The 22,656-nt window shown below is 71.7% G+C and carries 13 protein-coding genes and 2 pseudogenes; 9 read left to right on the top strand and 6 right to left on the bottom strand.

The window, feature by feature from the left end; genetic code table 11:
* Positions 1-31: 31 nt before the first annotated feature.
* The 3 genes from ACQF4J_RS27495 (at position 32) to ACQF4J_RS27485 (ending at position 6,828) form a co-directional block, all read left to right on the top strand.
* Positions 32-2,233 carry a bifunctional glycosyltransferase/CDP-glycerol:glycerophosphate glycerophosphotransferase gene (locus ACQF4J_RS27495; protein WP_427167015.1) on the top strand — a complete coding sequence of 734 codons (2,202 nt, stop codon included), beginning with the start codon at positions 32-34 and terminating at the stop codon, positions 2,231-2,233.
* A gap of 151 nt (positions 2,234-2,384) precedes the next feature.
* Positions 2,385-4,586, top strand: a complete 2,202-nt coding sequence (locus ACQF4J_RS27490; RefSeq protein WP_427167013.1) for a bifunctional glycosyltransferase/CDP-glycerol:glycerophosphate glycerophosphotransferase — start codon at positions 2,385-2,387, stop codon at positions 4,584-4,586.
* A 1-nt stretch (position 4,587) separates the two neighbouring features.
* Positions 4,588-6,828: a bifunctional glycosyltransferase/CDP-glycerol:glycerophosphate glycerophosphotransferase gene (locus ACQF4J_RS27485; RefSeq protein WP_427167011.1), complete on the top strand. Its 2,241-nt coding sequence runs from the start codon at positions 4,588-4,590 to the stop codon at positions 6,826-6,828.
* Here the strand turns inward: ACQF4J_RS27485 and ACQF4J_RS27480 are convergent.
* Together ACQF4J_RS27480 and ACQF4J_RS27475 are read right to left on the bottom strand one after the other, a co-directional pair.
* On the bottom strand, positions 6,816-8,120 hold the full coding sequence (locus ACQF4J_RS27480; protein ID WP_427167009.1) for a hypothetical protein: 1,305 nt from the start codon (positions 8,118-8,120) through the stop codon (positions 6,816-6,818). The genes ACQF4J_RS27485 and ACQF4J_RS27480 overlap by 13 nt on opposite strands.
* Before the next feature lie 123 nt (positions 8,121-8,243).
* The gene (locus ACQF4J_RS27475; RefSeq protein WP_351570707.1) at positions 8,244-8,657 is read right to left on the bottom strand and encodes an organic hydroperoxide resistance protein; all 414 of its coding nucleotides are present in this window, start codon (positions 8,655-8,657) and stop codon (positions 8,244-8,246) included.
* Positions 8,658-8,753: 96 nt separating this feature from the next.
* On the opposite strand from ACQF4J_RS27475, the gene ACQF4J_RS27470 reads away from it, so the two are divergent.
* The gene (locus ACQF4J_RS27470; RefSeq protein ID WP_427167007.1) at positions 8,754-9,266 is read left to right on the top strand and encodes a MarR family winged helix-turn-helix transcriptional regulator; all 513 of its coding nucleotides are present in this window, start codon (positions 8,754-8,756) and stop codon (positions 9,264-9,266) included.
* Here ACQF4J_RS27470 and ACQF4J_RS27465 read toward each other — a convergent pair.
* Complete coding sequence (locus tag ACQF4J_RS27465; protein WP_351800121.1) at positions 9,261-10,709, bottom strand: glycosyltransferase family 39 protein; 1,449 nt, start codon at positions 10,707-10,709, stop codon at positions 9,261-9,263. The genes ACQF4J_RS27470 and ACQF4J_RS27465 overlap by 6 nt on opposite strands.
* A 176-nt stretch (positions 10,710-10,885) precedes the next feature.
* Between ACQF4J_RS27465 and ACQF4J_RS27460 the strand changes: the two are divergent.
* Both ACQF4J_RS27460 and galE read left to right on the top strand, forming a co-directional pair.
* Positions 10,886-12,120, top strand: a pseudogene (locus ACQF4J_RS27460) (glycosyltransferase 87 family protein).
* A gap of 67 nt (positions 12,121-12,187) precedes the next feature.
* Positions 12,188-13,168: a UDP-glucose 4-epimerase GalE gene (gene galE / locus ACQF4J_RS27455; RefSeq protein WP_351570719.1), complete on the top strand. Its 981-nt coding sequence runs from the start codon at positions 12,188-12,190 to the stop codon at positions 13,166-13,168.
* Here galE and ACQF4J_RS27450 read toward each other — a convergent pair.
* Positions 13,165-13,842: pseudogene (locus ACQF4J_RS27450) on the bottom strand (LuxR C-terminal-related transcriptional regulator). The gene galE and the pseudogene ACQF4J_RS27450 sit on opposite strands and share 4 nt — an antisense overlap.
* 1 nt (position 13,843) lies before the next feature.
* Positions 13,844-14,482, bottom strand: coding sequence for a TetR/AcrR family transcriptional regulator (locus ACQF4J_RS27445; RefSeq protein ID WP_427167005.1), 639 nt, complete (start codon positions 14,480-14,482; stop codon positions 13,844-13,846).
* 250 nt (positions 14,483-14,732) lie between these two features.
* Here ACQF4J_RS27445 and ACQF4J_RS27440 point away from each other — a divergent pair, with 250 nt between their 5' ends.
* Positions 14,733-15,647, top strand: coding sequence for an ABC transporter permease (locus tag ACQF4J_RS27440; RefSeq protein ID WP_427167004.1), 915 nt, complete (start codon positions 14,733-14,735; stop codon positions 15,645-15,647).
* Positions 15,640-16,509 (top strand): ABC transporter ATP-binding protein, encoded by an 870-nt coding sequence (locus ACQF4J_RS27435; protein WP_427167002.1) that lies wholly within the window; start codon positions 15,640-15,642, stop codon positions 16,507-16,509. Before ACQF4J_RS27440 ends, ACQF4J_RS27435 begins: the two co-directional genes overlap by 8 nt.
* A gap of 78 nt (positions 16,510-16,587) precedes the next feature.
* Here the strand turns inward: ACQF4J_RS27435 and ACQF4J_RS27430 are convergent, their stop codons facing one another.
* A complete protein-coding gene (locus ACQF4J_RS27430) occupies positions 16,588-21,534 on the bottom strand; it encodes an NAD-glutamate dehydrogenase (RefSeq protein WP_351800115.1) in 4,947 nt (1,648 codons plus the stop codon).
* A 543-nt stretch (positions 21,535-22,077) separates the two neighbouring features.
* On the opposite strand from ACQF4J_RS27430, the gene ACQF4J_RS27425 reads away from it, so the two are divergent.
* The gene (locus tag ACQF4J_RS27425) at positions 22,078-22,644 is read left to right on the top strand and encodes a DJ-1/PfpI family protein (protein WP_351570731.1); all 567 of its coding nucleotides are present in this window, start codon (positions 22,078-22,080) and stop codon (positions 22,642-22,644) included.
* Positions 22,645-22,656: the final 12 nt, after the last annotated feature.

Below are 22,656 nucleotides of genomic sequence, written 5' to 3'. Positions count from 1 at the left end.
CCGTCGTCCGCGCCGACCCCATGGATGTGCCTTGCCCAGGTTCAGTGTCATCGTCCCCGCGTACAAGGTTCAGGCGTACCTGAGCGAATGCCTGGAATCGGTGCTGACGCAGTCGTGTCCCGATCTGGAGCTGATCGCGGTCGACGACTGCTCACCCGACGGATCGGGCGCGATCATCGACGAGTTCGCGTCCCGCGACCCGCGGGTGCGCCCCCTGCATCTGCCCGAGAACCAGGGCCTGGGCGGCGCCCGCAACGCCGGCATGGAGCAGGCGAAGGGCGACTACCTGGTCTTCCTGGACGGCGACGACACCCTCACCCCGCACGCCCTGCGTGCGATCGCCGACCGTCTGAAGGAGACCGGCGAACCGGACGTCCTGGTCTACGACTACGCGCGCACCTACTGGTCGGGCGAGACCGTCCGCAACGTCGTCTCCGTCCAGCTCACCGAGCAGGGCCCCGCGCCCTTCCGCCTGGAGGACCGCCCGGGCCTGCTGCACCTGCTGATGGTGGCCTGGAACAAGGCCTGTCGGCGGGAGTTCGTGGAGCGCGAGGGCTTCGTCTTCCCGCCCGGCTACTACGAGGACACCCCGTGGACGTTCCCGGTCCTGATGGCCGCCGAGTCGATCAGCACCCTCGACCGGGTCTGCGTCCACTACCGCCAGCGCCGCCAGGGCAACATCCTCTCCACCACCAGCCGTAAGCACTTCGACGTCTTCGAGCAGTACGACCGGGTCTTCGCGTACGTCGGCCGGCGGCCGGAACTGGCGTGCTGGCGGGCGGTGTTGTTCCGCCGCATGGTCGACCACCTGACGAAGATCCTGGCTCGCCGCGACCGTCTCCCGCGCGGCTCGCGCGCCGAGTTCCTGCGCCGGGCCCGCGCCCACTACCGGCGTTACCGCGTCCCCGGCGCCCCCGTCCCGTTCAGTGCCGGGCTGCGCCACGCCCTGATCCGCTGGGGCCTGCACCGCACGTACCGCGTCCTGCAGTCGGCGGCGGCCGCCCGCCGCCGCACCCTCAAGCCGACCGTCAAGCTCGCCCGTGGCCTGCGGGCCACCGCCCTGCGCCTGCACTACCGCGTCCAGCTCCGGCTCCCGCTGTGCGCCGACCGCGCCGTCTTCGCCTCCTGCGAGGGCCGGGGAAGCGGCGGCAACCCGGGCGCCCTGGCGGAGGCGTTCCGCGCCGTCGCGCCGCACGTCCGCACGGCGTGGCTCGCCCGGCCCGACACGGCCGCCTACTGGACGGCCCTGGCCCGCTCCAAGTACCTCGTCAGCGACACCGACTTCGAGCCCCGCCTGGTCAAGCGCTCCGGACAGGTGCTCGTCCAGACCCAACAGGGAACTCCTCTGGGGCACATGGGACTGGACCTCCAGGAACGCCCGGCCGCCGCACGGGACATGGACTTCGAGAGGCTGCTCAGGGGTGTGGACCGGTGGGACTACGTCCTGTCGGCCAACCGCCACTCCACCCTCGTCTGGGAACGCGTCCACCCCGGCACGTACACCACCCTCGAGTACGGCCAGCCCCGCAACGACCGGTTCCAGCAGGCCACTTCGGCCGACGTGGCCCGCGTCCGCGAGTCGCTCGGCGTCCCCGAGGACACAGTCGCGCTGCTCTACACGCCCGCCCACCGCGACTACCGCCGCACCCAGCGCTCCCCGCTCGACCTGGAGCGCGTCCTGCGCCGCCTGGGCCCCGGCTACGTCATCCTGGCCCGCCCCCACGGCGCCGTACCGCAGGGCGCCGGGATCATCGACGTCACCGGCCACCCGAGCGTCGAGGAACTCGCCCTAGCCTCGGACGCGTTGATCACCGACTACGCGCCCCTGATGTTCGACTACGCCAACCTCGACCGGCCGATCGTCATCCACGCCCACGACTGGGAGGCGTACGACGCGGCCCGTGGCACCTACTTCGACCTGCGCGCCTTCCCGCCGGGCGCGGTCGCCCGCAGCGAGGACGAGCTGATCGACATCTTCGCCATCGGCCAGTGGCGCGGCTCCCGCTCCACCCAGCTGCGCACCGCGTTCCGCGAGCGCTTCTGCCCCTACGACGACGGGCGCGCCGGCGAACGGGTGGTGCGGCACGTGGTGCTCGGCGAGCGAGGCCTGCCGCCGGTCGTCCCGCCGGCCGACCGCCACCCCGTCCCCTCGGCCGCCGCGAGCCTCACGCGCCCCCCACAGGCCACCGTGCCGCAACCCACCGGCCCCCTGACCGTCACCGACAGCCTCTGAACACCGTTCTCACTCCGGGGAGTTCGCATGCCCTCCAGCCCGTCGCGGCCCACGCCGAGCCGGCCGTCCACCTGGCGTCCCGCGGGGCGACCCGGCCGCCTCGGCTGAGGCCCGCCCGCGGCTCCCACCGAGCCTCGAGAGAAAGAGCAGAATGCCCCGCTTCAGCATCATCGTCCCGTCCCATGGGGTGGCGGGTCGGCTGTCCCAGGCGCTGGACTCCGTCCTCGCCCAGTCCTACGGCGACTTCGAGCTGATCCCGGTCTGCGACGGCCCCGACGCGCCCGCGGCGGACGTCAGCGCCGCGTACGCGGAGCGGGACACCCGCGTGACCCCCGTGCACTCGCCCCCGTCGGCAGGCCTCGCCGGGGCGCGCAACTCCGGTGCGCGGGCGGCGACGGGCACGTATCTGCTCTTCCTCGACGGCGACGACGTCCTGGTGCCGGGCGCGCTGGCGGCGCTGGACGCCCGCCTCGCGGAGACGGGAAACGTCGACGTGCTGTACGCCGAGCACGAGCGCGTCCCCTGGTGGGAGGGTGAGCCGACCAACCCGGCCGCCCTGCTGCTGCCGAAGACCCCCGAGGGCGCCTTCGCCCCCGCCCAGGTGCCCCGGCTGACCGGCGTGCAGCTCCCGGCATGGAGCGCGGCCTACCGTCGCGCCTTCCTCACCGACCAGCGGCTCGGCTTCCCCGACGGTCACTTCACGGACGTCGGCTTCGGCGGCCTCGTCGCGCTGCGGGCTGAGAAGGCGGCGGTGCTGCGCGAGGTCGTCGTACGGCATCTCGTGCGACGGCAGGGCAGCCGGCTGAGCCTGCCGGGCGAGCACCACCTCCACCTGCTCGACCAGGTCGAACTGGTCCTCACCCAGGCCGCCGGACTCGGCCTGCCCGACGAGCGGTCGGTGCCCCTCTTCGACCACCTCTTCACCGCGGTCCTGAAGACGGCCGCCCACCCTCGGCGTCTGACGACCGGGCGCCGCGCCTTCTTCCGCCGGGCGGGCAGGCTCTACCGCCGGCACCGCCCGGCCGGTTTCCGCACCCCGGCCGGCAGCCTCGGCGTCCAGCACCGGCTCCTGGCGAGCGGCGCGTACACGGCCTTCCACGCCATGCGCGGCGCCAACCAGTCGGCCGTGCGCGTCCTGGAGGCCCTGCCACGCCCCCAGGGCCTGCGCACCCGCCTGCGCTACCGCCTCGCCCTGCACCGCCCCATCGACACCGATCTGGCCGTGTACTGCGCCTACTGGGGCCGCGGCTACGCCTGCAACCCGGCCGCGATCCACGCCAAGGCCCGCGAACTCGCTCCGCACATCCGCTCGGTGTTCCTGGTCGAGCCGGACCAGGCGCACACCCTGCCGAAGGACATCGAGTACGCGGTGATCGGCAGCGCGAAGTACTGGGACGTGCTGGCCCGCGCCAAGTACCTGGTCAACAACGCCAACTTCGCCGACGCCGTCGTCAAGCGCGAGGGCAGCGTGCACCTGTCCACCCAGCACGGCACCCCGCTGAAGAAGATGGGCGTCGACCAGGCCACGTACCCCGTGGTGGCCGCGGCGACCGGCAGCTTCGCCAAGCTGCTGGCCCGCGTCGACCGCTGGGACTACAACCTCACCTCCAACCGCCACTCGACCGAGATGTGGGAACGGGCCTTCCCGGCCGCGCACGAGACGCTCGAGTACGGCTATCCGCGCAACGACGTCTACTACACGGCGACGGCGGACGACGTCGCCCGGGCCCGGCGGGAGCTGGGCGTCCCGGAGGGGAAGACGGCCGTCCTCTACGCGCCCACCCACCGCGACTACCACACCGGTTTCGAGACCGGGCTGGACCTGGAGGCCTTCTGCGAGGAGGCCGGCGAGGACGTCGTCGTCCTGCTGCGCGCCCACTACTTCTACGACCGGGGCGGGGCGCGGAACACCGGACGGATCATCGACGTCACCGCGCACCGCTCCGCCGAGGACGTCTGCCTGGCCGCGGACGCCCTGATCACCGACTACTCGTCGATCATGTTCGACTACGCCAACCTGGACCGGCCCATGGTCGTGTACGTCGACGACTGGGACGTCTACCGGGAGACCCGGGGCGTCTACTTCGACCTGTTGGAGCTGCCGCCGGGTCCGGTGGCCCGCACGCCCGAGGAACTGGCGCGCGTCTTCCGCGACGGCTCCTGGGCGGGGCCGGAGTCGAGGGCGGCGCGGGCCGTGTTCCGGGAGCGGTTCTGCCAGTTCGACGACGGGCGGGCGAGCGAGCGGGTCGTACGCCGGGTGCTGCTGGGCGAACCGCCGGAAGCGATCCCGCCGGTGATCCCCCTCGCCGAGCGCCTGCCCGCCCCCGCCGCGACGACCCTGGCAAGGAGCTGACGTGCCCCGCTTCAGCATCATCGTCCCCGTCTTCAAGGTGCAGGGCTACCTGCGCGAGTGCCTCGACTCCGTGCTCACGCAGTCGTACCCGGACTTCGAGGTCGTCGCCGTCGACGACCGCTCGCCCGACGGCTGCGGCGCGATCCTCGACGAGTACGCGCAGCGCGACGAGCGGGTGCGCGTGCTGCACCTGCCCGAGAACGTCGGCCTCGGCCGTGCCCGCAACGCGGGGCTGGAGCAGGCGCGCGGCGACTACGTCCTCTTCCTCGACAGCGACGACTTCTACACGCCGGGTCTGCTGGCGGCCGTCGCGGACCGTCTGAGGTCGGCCGAGGACCCGGACATCCTCGTCTTCGACCACGTACGCACCCACTGGTGGGGCCGGGGCGGGCCGAGCGACGCCTCCGCGCTGCTGGCCGCGGCCGGGCAGGAAGTCTTCAGCCTCCGCGAGAGCCCGCAGTACGTCCACCTGTTCCTGGTCGCCTGGAACAAGGCCTATCGCCGGGACTTCTTCCAGGAGCACGGCCTGCGGTACGCGCCGGGCCTGTACGAGGACGCCCCCGTCACCTACCGATCGATGGTGCTCGCCGAGCGCATCGCCTGCCTGAACCGGATCGGCGTCGAGTATCGGCAGCGCCGGCAGGGGGCGATCACCAAGACGCCGGGGCGCCGGCACTTCGACATCTTCCCGCAGTACGAGGGGCTGTTCGCGTTCCTTGAGGAGCGCGAGGACCTCGCGTGGGCGCGTCCGCTGCTGTTCGAGCGAGCCATGGACCACATGCTGTACGTCATCGCCCGCGAGGACCGGGTGACCCCGTCCGACCGGGCCGCCTTCCACCGCGAGATCCGTGCCTTCCACCGCCGCCACTGCCCCGAGGGCTTCACCCCGCCCGAGGGTCCGCGCGGCACCGAGATGCGGCTGCTGGCGAGCACGCCCTACGCCTCGTACGCGGCCCTGCGCGGGGCGCGCGGGGCGCGCAGGCTCGCCGGGGCGGGCAAGCGGCGGGTGGCGGCCAAGGTGTCGGCGTCGGCGCAGGGCGCCTGGTACGCGGCCCAGTCGCGGCTGCCGCTGGACCCGCACCTCGTCGTCTACTCCTCCACGCACCACGCGGGTGTCTCGGGCGACCCGGCCGCGATCCACGCCAAGGCCCGCGAGATCGCGCCGCAGCTGCGCGGGGTGTGGGTGGTGCGGGAGGAGTCGGTCGCCGACGTACCACCGGGCATCGACTTCGTGACGCCCGGCTCACGGCGCTACCACGCGGTCATGGCGCGGGCCACGTACTGGGTGAACAACGTCAACTGGCCGGGCAGCCTGGTCAAGCGGCCCGGCCAGGTGCACGTCCAGACCCATCAGGGCACCCCCCTCAAGTACATGGGCGCCGACCTGCTCGGCAAGCCCGGTGCCCGGCACGGCTTCAGCGTGCCGAAGATGCTGCACCGCGCCGACCGCTGGGACGTCAGCCTGGTCGCCAACCGGCACTCGGAGCTGGTGTGGGAGCGGGCCTACCCGTGCCACTTCACGTCGCTGCGGACGGGCAGCCCGCGCAACGACGTCCTCGTCGACGCCCCGGCGGACCGCGGCGCGGCCGTCCGCGCCCGCCTCGGCATCCCCGCCGGCGACACGGTGGTGCTGTACGCGCCGACCCGCCGGGAGTACCGCCGGGGCGGCCATGTCGACCGCATCGACCTGGCCCGGTTCGCCGCGGACCTGGGCGCCGGCCACACCCTCGTCGTACGCCTGCACCCCTCGCTCGCCACCGGTACGCCGCGCGGGCTCGGGCCGGCCGATCTGCACGGGCGCGGCGTCCTGGTCGACGCGACGGACGAACCGCACGTCGAGGACCTGATGCTCGCCTCCGACGTGCTGGTCACCGACTACTCGGCCCTGATGTTCGACTACGCCAACCTCGACCGGCCGATCGTCGTCCACGCCGACGACTGGGGCGCGTACGCGGCGAGCCGGGGCGCCTACTTCGACATCACCGCCGAGGCGCCGGGCCATGTGTCGTGCTCCTATCGGGAGTTGGCCTGGCTGTTCGCCTCGGGCACCTGGCGGGACGAGGAGTCGGCGGGGCTGCGGGCCGCGTTCCGGGAGCGGTTCTGCGAGTTCGACGACGGACGGGCCGCCGAGCGGGTCGTCCGACAGGTGCTGCTGGGTGGGACGGCGGGCGGCGGCGAAGGGGCGGCCGTGACCATTCCCCGGGCGGCCGACGGCTCGGCCCGGCTGCCTCAGTACAGCTGACCTTCGGGCGCGGCGAACCGGCGTTCCGTGCGAGGGGGCAGGACCGCGGTGTCCTGCCCCCCGCGCGCGCGACGTACGGCGTGGCTCTCGATCAGCAGGGGGATGCCGCACACGGGAAGCAGGCTCGCCATGACCAACAGCCTTGGCCCCATGGCCGTTTCGGGGTGTCCGGCCTGGTTGGCGAACCCGGCGACGGCGACGCCGACGGCCAGGAGCCCGAACGGCCGGTGGTACCGCAGGGCTCCCCAGGCCCCGGCCGCGAGCAGGAGCAGGTTCAGGGGCTGCGCCAGCGCGCCGCGCAGCCACTCCCGCCAGAAGGCGAGGCTCAGGCGGAGGAACTGGTGCAGCAGGTGCGGCGGCACCGGTCTGCTGTAGTGGACGGCCAGAAGTTCCTGGAGGCTGGCCCGGGTGCCGGGCAGCGCGAATACCGCGATCACGATCTGGAGCGCCACGGCGAACAGGCCCGTGACCGCGAGCAGTGTGCCTTCGGGCCGCCGAAACTCCCGCGTTCTGCCCCACCGCACGCACAGGTACAGCGCGAGCACGCCGGCGATTCCGGCGACGGCGAGCAGGGTCTGCGCGTATTTCACGCAGGCGGCCGCGGCGAACGCGGCGACGGAGATCGCCGTACCCGACCGGACACGGCCTTCGAGGACGCGGACGCAGCCGAGGATTCCCGCGAGGAGCAGGCACAGCAGCAGTCCCTCGCACATGGGCTGCATGGATTCCGTGCCCGTCGGCAGCGCGTTGTAGAGAACCTGCCCGAGCAGGGCGAGAGGGGCGGAGACGCCCAGGCGGCGCAGGATCAGCACCACGAGGCCGCTTCCCAGGACGGTCACCACGACCGCGGCCGCCCACAGACCGCGGACCAGGCCGAACGCGCGCACGAAGGGGATGGTGAAGGCCGGGTATCCGGGCCTGGTCGCGAAGATCTCGGAGACGCGCGGATCGCTGAACAGCGCCCGGTAACCGGTGATGTCGGTGCGCCGGGCGGCGCCCGCGATGATGCGTTCCCCGCGCGCGAGGCAGTCCCGGTAGGCGGAGTTCCCACCGTCGTGGTTCCGGTACGTCGCCAGGTCCGCGCTCGCGTGCCGGGCGGCGGCCACGCGCGCGCTGTCGCAGAAGTACTCCAGCGCCCGCCGGGAGGCCTCCTCCCGGCCGACGCCCTGCAACATGTACGCGTGCGCCACGTATTGGCGTGTGTCCATACGGGCGCGCCCCTGGATCTCCGCCGACTGCGCGGCGGCGAAAACCAGGGCGATCAGGGAGAACCAGAAAGGAAGCCGCCACATACTGAAATGGCCTATCACGCGTGATCGCACGATTCGGCCAGGCCCGGTCAAATGTCGCGTATCGCAAAACGCGCCGACCCGCGCCGGCGGTGCCGGTGCGGGTCGGTCGACGTGCGCAGGGACTTACTCGATGACGAGGTCGACCTCGACGTTGCCGCGCGTGGCGTTGGAGTACGGGCAGACCTGGTGGGCGGTCTCCACCAGCTTGCGGCCGGTCACCTCGTCCACCGTGTCCGGCAGTTCGACGCGCAGCGTGACCTTGAGGCCGAAGCCCTCGCCCTGCTTGCCTATGCCGACCTCGGCGGTGACGGCGGCGTCACTGACGTCCACCTTGGCCTGGCGGCCGACGAGACCGAGGGCGCTGCCGAAACAGGCGGCGTAACCGGCGGCGAACAGCTGCTCGGGGTTGGTGCCCTCGCCGTTGCCGCCCAGCTCCACCGGCGGCGCCAGCTTGACGTCGATCTTGCCGTCGTTGGTGAAGGCGCGACCGTCGCGGCCGTGGGTGGCGGTGGCGACAGCGGTGTAGAGCGCGTCCATGGATGACCATCCCTCTCGAAGTCATGTTCCGGCGGCTCTTCCTGCGGCCGCCTCACGACCACAAGTAGAGCACACAATTCAATTGCGCACAACTGAATGGCGGGCAAGAGCTATCCTGGAGGCATGAGCACCTCGCCGACTCCTGCACCCGCGGCCGACTGGCTCCGCCTCGACCAGCAGATCTGCTTCTCCCTGCACGCCGCCTCGCGCGCCTTCGGCGGTCTGTACCGCGTGGTCCTCAAGGACCTCGGGCTCACCTACCCGCAGTACCTGGTGATGCTGGTGCTGTGGGAGCACGGCGACCAGCCGGTCAAGAAGCTGGGCGAGCACCTGCGCCTGGACTCCGGCACCCTCTCCCCCCTGCTCAAGCGGCTCGAGGCGGCGGGTCTGGTACGCCGTGAGCGCAGCGCCCGCGACGAACGCTCGGTGGAGGTACGGCTCACCGAGGAGGGCTCCGCCCTGCGCGAGCGGGCACTGGAGGTACCGCGGCGCATCGTCACGGCCACCAGCTTCGACGTGGACGAGATCCGCGCCCTGCGCGCCCGCCTCGACGAACTCACCACCGCCCTGGACGAGGCCGCCGTGGAGGCGGCACTGGAGGAGTCATAGCCGCGGGCGGCGGACGTACAGCCCGAGGGTGATCCGGCCGCTCGCGAACCCCTCGACGTGGGTGAAGTGCTCCTCCACGGCGTCGAGCTTGAGCCGGTCGACCGGGTCGCTCGGCACCCAGCGCGACCTCAGGGCGTACCCGGGGGCCACGACCCACACCCGGTCCACCGAGGCGAGCCTGCGCCGCAGTTCCCCGGGCGGCGCCTCCAGGCCGCTGAGCGTCCCGGACCGGGCCCCGGACTCCGCGAGCGCGACGTCACGAGCCCGCCCGAAGCCCTTCGGGTAGGCCTGCGCCCCGACCCGCCAGAACGACGGCAGGAAGAGCACCGCGTCCCCGGGGCGGGCCTGCCGGGCGACGGCGGCCGAGACGGCGGCGAAGTTCTCGGGGCGGTGGTCCGCGGAACGGTTCTCCCGCTGCAGGGGGAGCGAGGCGACGAAGACGAGCGCGACGGCCAAGACGCCGCCGAGGGGGACGAGACGGCGCACCGGCCGCCGGGGCACGCGCGGCAGCAGGCGCCCGGCGACCGTCACCAGCCGGTCGACGCCGGCCGCCGTCAGCAGGGGCGCCCCGGCGAGCGCGTACAGCACGTACCGGTCGTCGTAGAGGGGCTGGATCTGCGACACGAGCAGCAGGACCGCGGGCGGCAGCACCAGCAGGGGCAGCGCGACCACCGCGGGCCGCCGGACGGTGAGGCCCACGGCCGCCAGCAGCACGCACCCCCAGAACAACGGCCCCTCCGGGGCTGCGGCGAAGGACCGGCCCAGGACCTCCACCTGCGGCCACCCGGGCGTCCGCAGCCACGACACCTGGCCCGACTGGCCCTCGGAGACCCAGGCCAGCGGGAGCAGGACGACGACCACCGCGCCCGCCGCACGCCCCCAGCCGGACCACACCCGGCGCTCCACCCGGGCCAGCGCCAGCGTCGCCGCGTGCGCCAGGAGGACCAGAACCGCCAGCTCGTGCAGCAGACAGGTCACCGCGAGCAGGCTCGCGTACGGCCACCAGCGGAGCCCGCGCGGCTCCCGCAGGGCCCGCACCAGCAGCAGGGTCGCGCCCGCCACCCCGGCCGAGACGAGCGCGTACGAGCGGCCCTCCTGGGCGTAGTGGCCGGTCATCGGGCTGACGGCGTAGAGCAGGCCGGCCCACAGGCCGACGCGCGGCCGGACCAGCCGGGTACCGAGCGCCGCCACCAGGCCGGCCGCCGCGGCGGCCCCGCACACCGACGGCAGACGCAGGACGACCTCGCCGGGATGGACGGCGAGGACGAGGTGCATGAACAGGTAGTAGAGGCCGTGCACGGCGTCGACGGTGTGCAGCAGCCGCCAGATCTGCGGCACGGTGCGGCGCGCCACGAGATAGCTGACACTCTCGTCGCCCCACATCCCGCCCCGGTCGACGCCCCACAGCCCGAGTACGAGCATCAGGGCCGTCGGCACCGCCACGGCCACGGTCTCCGTCCGCGGCCACCGGCGGGGGCGCGCCCGCCGCGAAACCTCGCTCTCCATACAGCAGCTAACGTTCGTCACGCAGCCGAGTTTGTGGTGTTGGCAAGCTCTTACCGACGATTGACGGTGTATTAGCACGCATACACCATTCGCCCGGCTTACCATCCGCGGTGATGAATGCCGCGCCGAACGCCCTCAGGAAGCACCCGCGCCTCGTCCTCGCCACCGGCTGGCTCGCCACCCGGGCCGCGATGCTGTGGCTCCTCGCCCACGACCAACTGCCCGCACTCGGCCGGGACACGGTCGTTACGACGTCCTCACGCTGGGCACCTTCCCGACCCACGACCCGCTCTGGCAGTACCCGCCGGGCGCGGGCGCCGTCCTGCTGTCGCCCGCGCTGCTGCCGGGCCTGACGTACTTTCAGGCGTTCGTCGTCCTCACCCTCGCCGCCGACGCGGCGACCGCCCTGGCGCTGACCCACGCGGGCCGCCGCCGCAACCGCAGCTTCCTCGGCGCCTGGGTGTGGGTGGGCGGCCTGCCGCTCCTGCTGCACATCCCGCTCGTCCGTTACGACGTCCAGGTCACGGCGCTCGCCGTCATCTCCCTCTTGACGATGTCGCGCTCCACGCGTGTGTGCGGGGTGTTCGCGGCGCTGGGCGCCGTGGTGAAGGTGTGGCCCGCGCTGGTGCTGCTGGGCACACCCAAGGGGCCGACGACGCGTTCGGCGTGGTCGTGGGCGGCCGGGGCGGGAGCCGTCTCGCTGGGCGTGTTCGCGGCGCTGTTCGCCCACCCGTTGTCCTTCCTTCGGGAACAGGGCGGCCGGGGCGTGCAGATCGAGTCGCTGGGCGGCACCGCGCTCTCCCTCGCGACGCACGCCGGGTGGCCGGGAAGGGTGCGCTACCAGTACGGCGCCATGGAGTTCACCGGCCCGTACGTCCGGGCCGTCGCGTACGCGTCCCTCGCGCTCACCGCGGTCGCCTTCGGGCTGCTGCTCCTGTGGCGGCTGCGGGCCCGGCGCTGGACGCCCGCGACGCCGTACGACGCCGCCTTCAGCGCCGTTCTGCTCTTCACCGTCACCAGCCGCGTCATCAGCCCCCAGTACATGATCTGGCTGCTCGGCCTGGCCGCCGTGTGCCTGACCTCGCGGCACACCGTGCAACGCCCCGTGGCCGCCCTGGTCGTGGCGGCGACCGCGGTCAGCGCCGTCGCCTATCCGGCCCTCTACCACCAGGTGATGGCCTGCACATGGACGGGCTGCGGGCTGATGCTCGTACGCAACGGCCTGCTCGCGGCCGCCGCCGTGCTGTCCTTCACGCGCGTGTGGCGCTCGACCACACCCCCGGCGCCCGTCCCCGCACCCGTCGTCTCGCCCGACACCCAGGGCGTCGGCTCACCTGTCCCCGTGTGACGGTCCCGCCTGCTTCACTGATACGCGGGACGCGGACCACGCACCGAGGACGAGGGGACGACCGCACATGACCTGGCTGATCACCGGCGGCGCCGGGTACATCGGGGCGCACGTCGTCCGGGCGATGGCGCAGGCGGGCGAGCGGGCCGTCGTGTACGACGACCTGTCCACCGGCCTCGCCGCGCGCGTGCCGGAGGGGGTGCCGCTGGTGGTGGGCTCCACGCTGGACGGCGAGCGGCTGGCGCACTCCCTCGCCGAGCACGAGGTCACCGGGGTCGTGCATCTGGCGGCGAAGAAGCAGGTCGGCGAGTCGCTGGACCTGCCCCTGCACTACTACCGGCAGAACGTGGAGGGCCTGCGCGTCCTGCTGGAGGCGGTGACGACGGCGGGCGTCCCGTCCTTCGTGTTCTCCTCGTCCGCCGCGGTGTACGGCATGCCGGACGTGGCCCTCGTCACCGAGGAGACGCCCTGCGCCCCGATCTCGCCCTACGGGGAGACCAAGCTGGCCGGTGAGTGGCTGGTCCGCGCGACGGGCCGCGCGACCGGCCTCGCCACGGCCTCGCTCCGCTACTTCAACGTGGCGGGCGCGGCGACCCCGGAACTGGCTGACGTCGGCGTGTTCAACCTCATCCCCATGGTCTTCGAGAAGCTCACCGAGAACGCTCCCCCGCGCGTCTTCGGCGACGACTACCCGACCCCCGACGGCACCTGTGTACGCGACTACATCCACGTCGTCGACCTCGCCGAGGCCCACGTGGCCGCCGCCCGCGCGCTGCGCGCCGCCCCCGGCCGCGACCTCACGCTCAACATCGGGCGCGGCGAAGGCGTGTCGGTGCGCGAGATGATCGACCGCGTCAACGCCCTCACCGGCTACGACCGCCCTCCGACGGTCACCCCGCGCCGCCCCGGCGACCCGCCCCGCGTCGTCGCCTCCGCCGACCGCGCCGCCGCCGAACTGGCCTGGAAGGCCAAACACGACGTCCAGGACATGATCCTCTCGGCCTGGGAGGGCTGGGTACGCCTCCACCCGGAGGCGGCGCGAAGCTAGCCGCGCAAAGGCGTTTGCGGAGCGCGAGGCCACCTGTTGTTCAGGTACGCCAGGACGGCCAGTACCCGGCGGTGTCCGCTCTCGCTCGCCGGGAGGCCGAGTTTCAGGAACACGTTGCCGATGTGCTTGTGGACGGCGCGTTCGGTGACGACGAGGGTCCTGGCGATGGTCGCGTTGTCGTGGCCCTCGGCCATCAGCGCCAGCACCTCCCGCTCACGGGGCGTGAGGGAGTCCAGCGGGGAATCCTTGCGGCGGGTGAGGAGTTCGGTGACCACCTCGGGGTCCAGTGCCGTGCCGCCCGCGGCCACCCGCTCCAGCGCGTCGAGGAACTCGTCGACCCGGCCGACCCGGTCCTTGAGGAGGTGGCCGAGCCCGGCCGCGCCATCGGCCGGCAGCTAGGCGGCGTAGGTCTCCTCGACGTACTGCGAGAGCACCAGGACCGGCAGTCCGGGCAGCCGCGCACGGGCCTGCAGTGCCGCGCGCAGGCCCTCGTCCCGGAAGCCGGGCGGCATGCGCACGTCGAGCACGGCGGCGTCGGGGCGGTGCTCCAGCAGCGCCGGCAGGATCTCGGGGCCGGTGCCGGCGACGGCCACCACCTCGTGCCCGGCGGATGTCGGCAGCAGGACGAGGCCCTCCCTCGGCAGGGCGTTGTCCTCGGCGACGGCGACTCTCACTTCACAGCGCCTTGACGGCCTGCGCGGTGGCCCGCGCCAGGGCGTCCAGGTAGCCCTTGGGCAGCTTGGGGCTGCGGATCACCACCGAGCGCCAGTACAGGGGGCCGGAGATCACGTCGAGGGCCAGCTCGTCGTCGAAGCCCTCGCGGATCTCGCCGCGCTGCTCGGCCGCGACCAGGATCTTCAGGGCCACGCTCTCCTGGCCCTCGCGCAGCGTCTTCTGCATGGCCTCGGCGATCTCCGGGTTGCGGGCCGCCTCGGCCTGCAGGTCCGGGATGATCTGCGAGGCCACCGGGTGGCGCAGGGCGCGGGAGGTGACCTCGTACAGCAGGCGCAGGTCGCTCTCCAGGGAGCCGGTGTCGGGCGCCGGCAGGCCCATCACCGCGAGCGCCGAGACGACGTCGAGGACCAGGTGCAGCTTGGACTTCCAGCGGCGGTACACGGCCGTCTTGCCGACGCCCGCGCGGCGCGCGATGCCCTCGATCGACATGCGCGCGTAGCCGACGGCCGCGAGTTCCTCGAAGACGGCCGCCCGGATGGCCTCCGTCACGTCCTCCCGGAGCACGGCCGCCCCGGCGGGGGTCCGGCGGCGCGGACGCGTCTGGGGCTCGTCGGCGTTCGTCGTCATGCGGTCCAGCATAGGGCGTTGCGACGATACGGTCCCGTCCCCACGCTCAACGTCACGACGAAACCGCCCCGTCCCGACGTGACACGTCACGACGAAACGGTTGCGTTCCGACGCCGACTCGGCCTACGCTCACGTCACGACGATACGGTCCCGTCCCGACGTAAGAGAACGTGAAGAGAAGCGTAAGGAAACGCGGGGCAAAGGGACACGGCGTCACAGAGCTTTCCAGCGCCACCCCCTCCCCCGAGCGAAAGCACCGGATGTGAGCCAGGTCCTCCACACACCGCCCTCGACGTCGGCCGCGGCCGACGACGACCTCGCGGCCCTCGCCGCCCGCCACGGCCTCACGGTCAGCGGTGCCCGCCCCTCCCTGCCCGAGTACGTCCGGCAGCTGTGGGCCCGGCGCCACTTCATCACCGCGTTCGCCACCGCCAAGCTCACCGCGCAGTACAGCCAGGCGAAGCTCGGCCAGGTCTGGCAGGTCATGACCCCGCTGCTGAACGCGGCGGTGTACTACTTCATCTTCGGCGTCCTGCTGGGCACCAAGCGGCACGTGCCCGACTACATCCCGTTCCTGGTCACGGGCGTGTTCATCTGGACGTTCACGCAGAGCTCGATCATGGCCGGAACCCGCGCGATCTCCGGCAACCTCGGCCTGGTGCGGGCCCTGCACTTCCCGCGGGCCGCGCTGCCGATCTCCTTCTGCCTCCAACAGCTCCAGCAACTGCTGTTCTCGATGGCCGCCCTGATCGTCATCCTGCTCTGCTTCGGCGTTCCCGTCGCCGTCTCCTGGGTGCTGGCGCTCCCGGCGCTGGTCCTGCAGTTCATGTTCAACACCGGCGTCTCGATGATCATGGCGCGGATGGGCGCCAAGACCCCCGACATCGCCCAGCTGATGCCGTTCATCCTGCGCACCTGGATGTACGTGTCCGGCGTCATGTGGAGCATCGACAAGCTGACCAAGGGCGACCACCTCCCCCACGCGGTGACGCTCGCGCTGGAGACCAACCCGGCCGCCGTCTACATCGACCTCATGCGCTACGCGCTCATCGACAGCTTCCACGCCAGTCAGCTGCCCCCTCACGTGTGGGCGGCCGCGACCGGCTGGGCCCTGCTCGCCGGCGTCGGTGGCTTCATCTACTTCTGGAAGGCTGAGGAGACCTACGGCCGTGGCTGAGCAGACCTTCGAGATCACCGACCGGATCCCCACCGGCACGGCGCCCACCGACACCGTGCCCGGCGAGCTGATCCCGACGATCGTCGTCGACGGCGTCGACATCGTCTACCGCGTCAACGGCACCGGCGCCGGCAGGGGCTCCGCCACCGCCGCCCTCAACCGCATGCTGCGCCGGCAGAAGGCCGAGCAGGCGGCCGGCGTGCGCAAGGTGCACGCCGTCAAGAACGTGTCGTTCGTCGCGTACAAGGGCGAGGCGATCGGCCTCATCGGCACCAACGGTTCCGGCAAGTCGACCCTGCTCAAGGCGATCGCGGGCCTGCTTCCGGTGGAGAACGGCCACATCTACACCCACGGCCAGCCCTCCCTCCTCGGCGTCAACGCGGCCCTGATGGGCGATCTGACCGGCGAGAGGAACGTCTTCCTCGGCGGCCTGGCGATGGGCATGTCCCGCGAGGAGATCAAGGACCGCTACCAGTCGATCGTCGACTTCTCCGGCATCAACGAGAAGGGCGACTTCATCACCCTCCCCATGCGGACGTACTCCTCCGGCATGGGCGCCCGCCTGCGCTTCTCCATCGCAGCCGCCAAGGACCACGACGTCCTCCTCATCGACGAGGCGCTCGCCACCGGCGACCGGTCCTTCCAGAAGCGGTCCGAGGGACGCATCCGCGAACTGCGCCAGCAGGCGGGCACGGTGTTCCTCGTCAGCCACAACAACAAGTCGATCCGCGACACCTGCGAACGCGTGCTGTGGCTGGAGCGCGGCGAGCTGCGCATGGACGGCCCGACCGAGGAGGTCATGGCGGCGTACGAGGAGTTCACCGGCGGCGCCGACAAGCCCAGGCCGAACAAGGCCGCCTGAGCCCGCCGCACCACGAAGGGGGCGCCCCGAGCCACACCGGCCCGGGGCGCCCCCTTCGTCATGGACGACGTACCGCCACTACGAGTGCGTCCGCAGCAGCGTGCGCATCGTCCGCATCGCCACCGACAGGTTGGCGAGGTCGAACGTCTCCGAACCCTGGATCTCCTCCAGCGTCGTGCGCGCCCGGCCCAGGATCGCCGCGTTCTTCTCCTCCCAGGCCTTGAAGCGCTGCTCGGGGGTCGAAGTGCCGTTGCCCACCGCCAGGACGTCCGCCGTCAGCGCCGCGTGGGCCGCGAAGAGATCCTCGCGGATGGAGGCGCGGGCCATGGACTGCCAGCGGTCGGCGCGGGGCAGCTCGATGATGCGGTCCATGAGCTGGGTGATGTGCAGCCGGTCGGCGAGGTCGTAGTAGACCTCGGCGACGTCCATCGGGTCCCGGCCCATGCGGTCGCCGATCGAGACGATGTCCAGCGCCGGGAAGGCGGAGGAGAACCCGGCCACGCGCGTGGCGAGTTCGTCCGTGACGCCGGCGTCCGTCAGCTCGTCGTAGATCTTCTGCCACCACTCCAGGTCCGCGCCGCGCAGCAGCTTCGGCAGCTGCTGCCAGACCTGCTCGACGCGCTCGGCGAAGAACTCGACCGTCTCGGCGAGCTGCAGGGGCTGCGGGCGGTTGTTGAGCAGCCAGCGCGTACCGCGCTCGACCAGACGGCGGGAGTGCAGGCGGATACGGGTCTGCACGGCGGCCTCGACCCGGTTGTCCAGCTCCTCGACCGCGTCCCACACCGGGGCCGAGCAGAAGATCGCCCGCGCCGCGGTCTGCGCCCGCACGATCTCCTCCAGCGAGGCACCCGTCTCCTCGCGCAGACGGTGCAGATACGTCGTACCGCCCGTGTTGACCGTGTCGTTGACCAGCACGGTCGTGACGATCTCGCGGCGCAGCGGGTGGCTGTCGATGAACTCGGGGAACTGCTCGCGCAGCGCCGTCGGGAAGTACGCGTGCAGCAGACCGCGCAGGTACGCGTCGTCCGGCAGGGACGTGTGCAGCAGTTCGTCGGCGACCGTGATCTTCGTGTACGCCAGCAGGACGGCCGTCTCCGGGCTCGTCAGCCCCTGTGCGGCGCCGAGGCGTTCGCGGATCTGGCGGTCGGTGGGCAAGAACTCCAGCGCCCGGTCGAGGTGGCCCTCGCGCACCAGGTGGCGGATGAACCGCTGCTGGGCGTGGAGCATGTCCTTGGACTGGGCGAGGGCGTTGGCGAGCGCCGTGTTCTGCGCGTAGTTGTTGCGCAGGACCAGCCGGCCGACCTCGTCGGTCATCTCGGCGAGCAGCTTGTTGCGCTGCTTGACGGTCATGTCGCCCTCGGTGACCAGGCCGTTGAGCAGGATCTTGATGTTCACCTCGTGGTCGGAGGTGTCCACGCCCGCGCTGTTGTCGATCGCGTCCGTGTTGATCTTGCCGCCGTGCCGGGCGAACTCGATCCGGCCGAGCTGGGTCAGGCCCAGGTTGCCGCCCTCGCCGACGACCTTGACCTGCAGGTCGGCGCCGTCGACGCGGATCGGGTCGTTGGCCTTGTCGCCGGCGTCCGCGTGGGACTCGGTGGACGCCTTGACGTACGTACCGATGCCGCCGTTCCACAGCAGGTCCACCGGCGCCTGCAGGATGGCCCGCATCAGGTCGGCCGGGGTCATCTTGGAGATCTTGCCCTCGATGCCGAGGGCCTCACGGATGTGCGAGTTGAGCGCGATGGCCTTGGCGGTCCGCGGGAACACGCCGCCGCCGGCCGAGATCAGCTCGGTGTCGTAGTCGGCCCAGCTGGAGCGCGGCAGCTCGAAGATGCGGCGGCGCTCGGCGTAGGAGGTGGCCGCGTCCGGGTTCGGGTCGATGAAGATGTGCCGGTGGTCGAAGGCGGCGACCAGGCGGATGTGCTCGCTGAGCAGCATGCCGTTGCCGAACACGTCGCCGGACATGTCGCCGATGCCGACGACCGTGAAGTCCTCGCTCTGCGTGTCGACGCCGAGCTCGCGGAAGTGCCGCTTGACCGACTCCCAGGCGCCGCGGGCGGTGATGCCCATGCCCTTGTGGTCGTAGCCGGCCGAGCCGCCGGAGGCGAAGGCGTCGCCGAGCCAGAAGTTGTACTTCTCGGCGACCCCGTTGGCGATGTCGGAGAAGGTCGCGGTGCCCTTGTCGGCGGCGACGACGAGGTAGGTGTCCTCCTCGTCGTGCCGGACGACGTCCTGCGGGGGCACGACCTCGCCCGCGACCATGTTGTCGGTGATGTCGAGCAGTCCGGAGATGAACATCTTGTAGCTGGCGATGCCCTCGGCCAGCCACGCGTCCCGGTCCACTGCCGGGTCCGGCAGCTGCTTGGCGACGAAGCCGCCCTTGGCGCCGACCGGCACGATGACGGTGTTCTTCACCATCTGCGCCTTGACCAGGCCGAGGATCTCGGTGCGGAAGTCCTCGCGCCGGTCGGACCAGCGCAGACCGCCGCGCGCGACCTTGCCGAAGCGCAGGTGCACGCCCTCGACGCGCGGCGAGTAGACCCAGATCTCGAACGCCGGGCGCGGCGCGGGCAGGTCGGGGATCGCCTGCGGGTCGAACTTCATGGAGACGTAGTCGTGCGGCCTGCCGCCCGTGGCCTCCTGGAAGAAGTTCGTCCGAAGGGTCGCCTTGATGACGGTCAGGAAGGACCTGAGGATCCGGTCCTCGTCGAGGCTCGCGACCTGGTCGAGCGCCGCGTCGACCTCCTCGAGGAGGGCGTCGACGATCTCGTGGCCCGCGCGCTGGCGGTCCGGCGACATCCGCGCCTCGAACAGGGAGACGAGCAGCCGGGTGGTGTGGACGTTGTTGCGGAGGGTGTCCTCCATGTAGTCCTGCGAGAAGGTGGAGCCGGCCTGTCGCAGGTACTTGGCGTACGCCCGCAGCACCATCGCCTGCCGCCAGTTCAGGCCGGCGCTCAGCACGAGCGCGTTGAAGCCGTCGTTCTCGGCCTTGCCCGTCCAGGTGGCCGCGAAGGCGTCCTGGACGCGCTCGCGGGCGTCGTCGCCGAGATAGTCTCCGCCGCCGTTCTGCGCCTTGGGCATGCGCAGACCGAAGTCGTAGATCCAGGCGGTGGTGCGGTCCGCGCAGCGCAGTTCGTACGGCCGCTCGTCCGTGACCTCGACGCCGAGCCGGCTGAGGACCGGCAGCACCGCGGACAGGGAGACCGCGTCGCCCCGGCGGTAGATCTTGAACCGGCGCTCCTCCGGCGCCGCGCCCACCGGCTCGTACAGGCTGAGCGAGAAGTCCTGGCCGCTCTGCTCCTGGGCCTCGCTGAGCTGCTCCAGGTGGACCAGGTCGGCGACCGCGGCCCGCGGGGTGTGGTCGGCCTTGTAGCCCTCGGGGAAGGCGTTGTTGTAGCGGCGCAGCAGCTCGGCGGCCTTCTCCTCGCCGCACTCGGCGTTCAGCGCCTCCGCGAAGCCGTCGGCCCAGGACCGCGCGGCCTCCACCAGGCGCGCCTCGATGCGCTCCTTGTCGGAGTCCGACAGCTCGGGCAGCTCGGTGCCCTGCGGGACGCGGACCACGAAGTGCAGCCGGGACAGGATCGACTCGGTGTTCCAGGCGGTGAAGTCGACGCTGATGCCGCCGAGTTCCTCCTTGAGGATGTCGATGATCCTCAGCCGCACACCGGTGGTGTAGCGGTCGCGCGGGAGGTAGACGAGAGCCGAGTAGTAGCGGCCGTACTCGTCCTGGCGCAGGTAGAGGCGCAGTCGCCGGCGCTCCTGCAGGTACAGCACGGACGTGACGATGGACTGCAGTTCGTCGGCCGGCGTCTGGAAGAGCTCGTCGCGCGGGTAGGTCTCCAGGATCTGCAGCAGGTCGCGGCCGTCGTGGCTGTTGGGCGAGAACCCGGCACGCTGCAGGACCTCGTCGACCTTGCGGCGGATGACGGGGACCCGGCGCACCGACTCGGTGTACGCGGCGGAGGAGAACAGGCCGAGGAAGCGGCGCTCACCGACGACGTTGCCCTGCTCGTCGAACTTCTTGACGCCGATGTAGTCCAGGTACGACGGCCGGTGCACGGTGGCGCGGCTGTTGGCCTTGGTGAGGATGAGGAGCTTGTGCTCGCGGGCCTTGGCGCGGGCGTCGGCGGGCAGCCGCTCGAAGGACGGGCTGACCGGGTGGCCCTCCTCGCCCGCGTGGTGGGGGTCGGAGCGCAGGATGCCGAGTCCGGTGCCGGGGACGGCGGCCAGCGAGTCGTCCTCGCGCAGCTGGTACTCGCGGTAGCCGAGGAAGGTGAAGTGGTCGGCGGCCAGCCAGCGCAGCAGCTCGCGGGCCTCCTCGATCTCCTGCTCGCGCAGGTCGGACGCGACGGGCTCGGCGGGCAGCTCCTCGGCCATGCGCAGCGCCGCGTCGCGCATCTTGTCCCAGTCCTCGACGGCCTCGCGGACGTCGGACAGGACCCGCAGCAGGTCCGCGGTGATCTGCTTGAGGTCCCCGCGGTCGGTCTCGCGGTCGATCTCGACGTGGATCCAGGACTCGACGTGCGCGTCGTGCGGCAGACTGCCGCCGGGCTTCGCCGGGAGCACCTCGATGAGCTTGCCGGCCACATCGCGGCGGACGAAGACCTGCGGGTGGATGACGACGTGGATGCCACGCCCCTGCCGGGTCAGCTCGTTCGTGACGGAGTCCACGAGGAAGGGCATGTCGTCGGTGACCACCTCGACGACCGAGTGGCTGCACGTCCACCCGTTCTCCTCGACCGTGGGCGTGTGGACCCGCACGCTCGCCGTGCCCTGGGGGCGGTTCTCGGCCAGCCGGTAGTGCGAGAGCGCGGCTCCGAAGACGTCGACCGGGTCGCGGCCGCCCAGGTCTTCCGGAGCGGTGTGCAGGTAGTAGCGCTGGAGGAACGCGAGCACGGTCTCCCGGTCGGGCGTGCTCCCGTCCGCCGTCCCGGTCGGTAGGTGCCCCCCGACCGGGCTGTTCTCAGCTACCCGAGCAGCCCTCTCCAGCAGCTCGGCCTTGGCTTCGTCCAGCTTGGTCTGCATTGTCCTCTGGCTCCTGTCGCGCGCCGTTGCGTGACGTAGAAGGAAGTACGGTCTCTTCCCCTGCGGCTCGTCGCCACGGCCCGGGTTCTCCGGTCTGCTCCGACGCTATGCCGCAAGGTGAGATGAGCGGGGGGTTATCAGCCATTCTCGACGCGCCCGTGGGATGTGACGCTGCTCTCTGCATCGCCTGTTCCGAGGGTGTGTACGGCGTCCTGGGGACCCTTGCGATCCCGTCCCGCCCGCGAGGACCAGCGACCGCCGCCCGGCCACGGAGGTGTTCCGTGCGCGTCGGGCGCAGGGCAGGGGCGACATTGCCCCCGCGAGCTATCGCGCTGATCACGCCACCAAGGCTATCGCTCCCTACAGGGGGCCCGTCATGAGCCGTATGTGTACAAAACCCGGTGGGGAACTTTGACGTTCTGCACAGGAGCGAAACAGCGCACAAGGCACTAGCGACCACCTTTCCCCTTCTTCCCCCACTGCCTCACCTCTCTCGACGCAGACCCCCTTGGCAAGCGCGCCCGGCGGAGGCACGTTGCCGACATGACAGCCAAAATCCTCATCGTCACCGGCGACGCGGCCGAGTCGCTCGAGGTCCTGTACCCCTACCAGCGCCTGCGCGAGGAGGGCTACGAGGTCCACATCGCGGCCCCGGCCCGCAAGAAGCTGCGGTTCGTCGTCCACGACTTCGAACCCGGCTTCGACACCTACACCGAGAAGCCCGGCTACACCTGGCCCGCCGACCTGGCCTTCGCCGAGGTCGAACCCGGCCAGTACGCGGCCCTGGTCATCCCCGGCGGCCGGGCCCCCGAGTACCTGCGCAACGACCCCGAGCTGCGCAAGATCCTCAAGTCCTTCTTCGACGCCGACAAGCCGGTCGCCCAGATCTGCCACGGTCCCCTGCTCACCGCCGCGGTCGACGGCCTCCGCGGCCGCCGCGTCACGGCCTATCCCGCGCTGGAGCCGGACATGCAGTCCGCCGGCGCCGAGTTCCAGGACGCGGAGGCGGTGGTGGACGGCACCCTGGTGTCCGCGCGGGCCTGGCCGGACCATTCGGCGTGGATGCGGGAGTTCCTGACGGTGCTGAGGGCCAAGGCACCGGCCACGTGATAGCGGCGAGGG

Source organism: Streptomyces sp. C1-1 (assembly GCF_050214755.1).
Lineage (GTDB): Bacteria > Actinomycetota > Actinomycetes > Streptomycetales > Streptomycetaceae > Streptomyces.
This window is presented reverse-complemented; position numbering and strand designations above follow the sequence as displayed.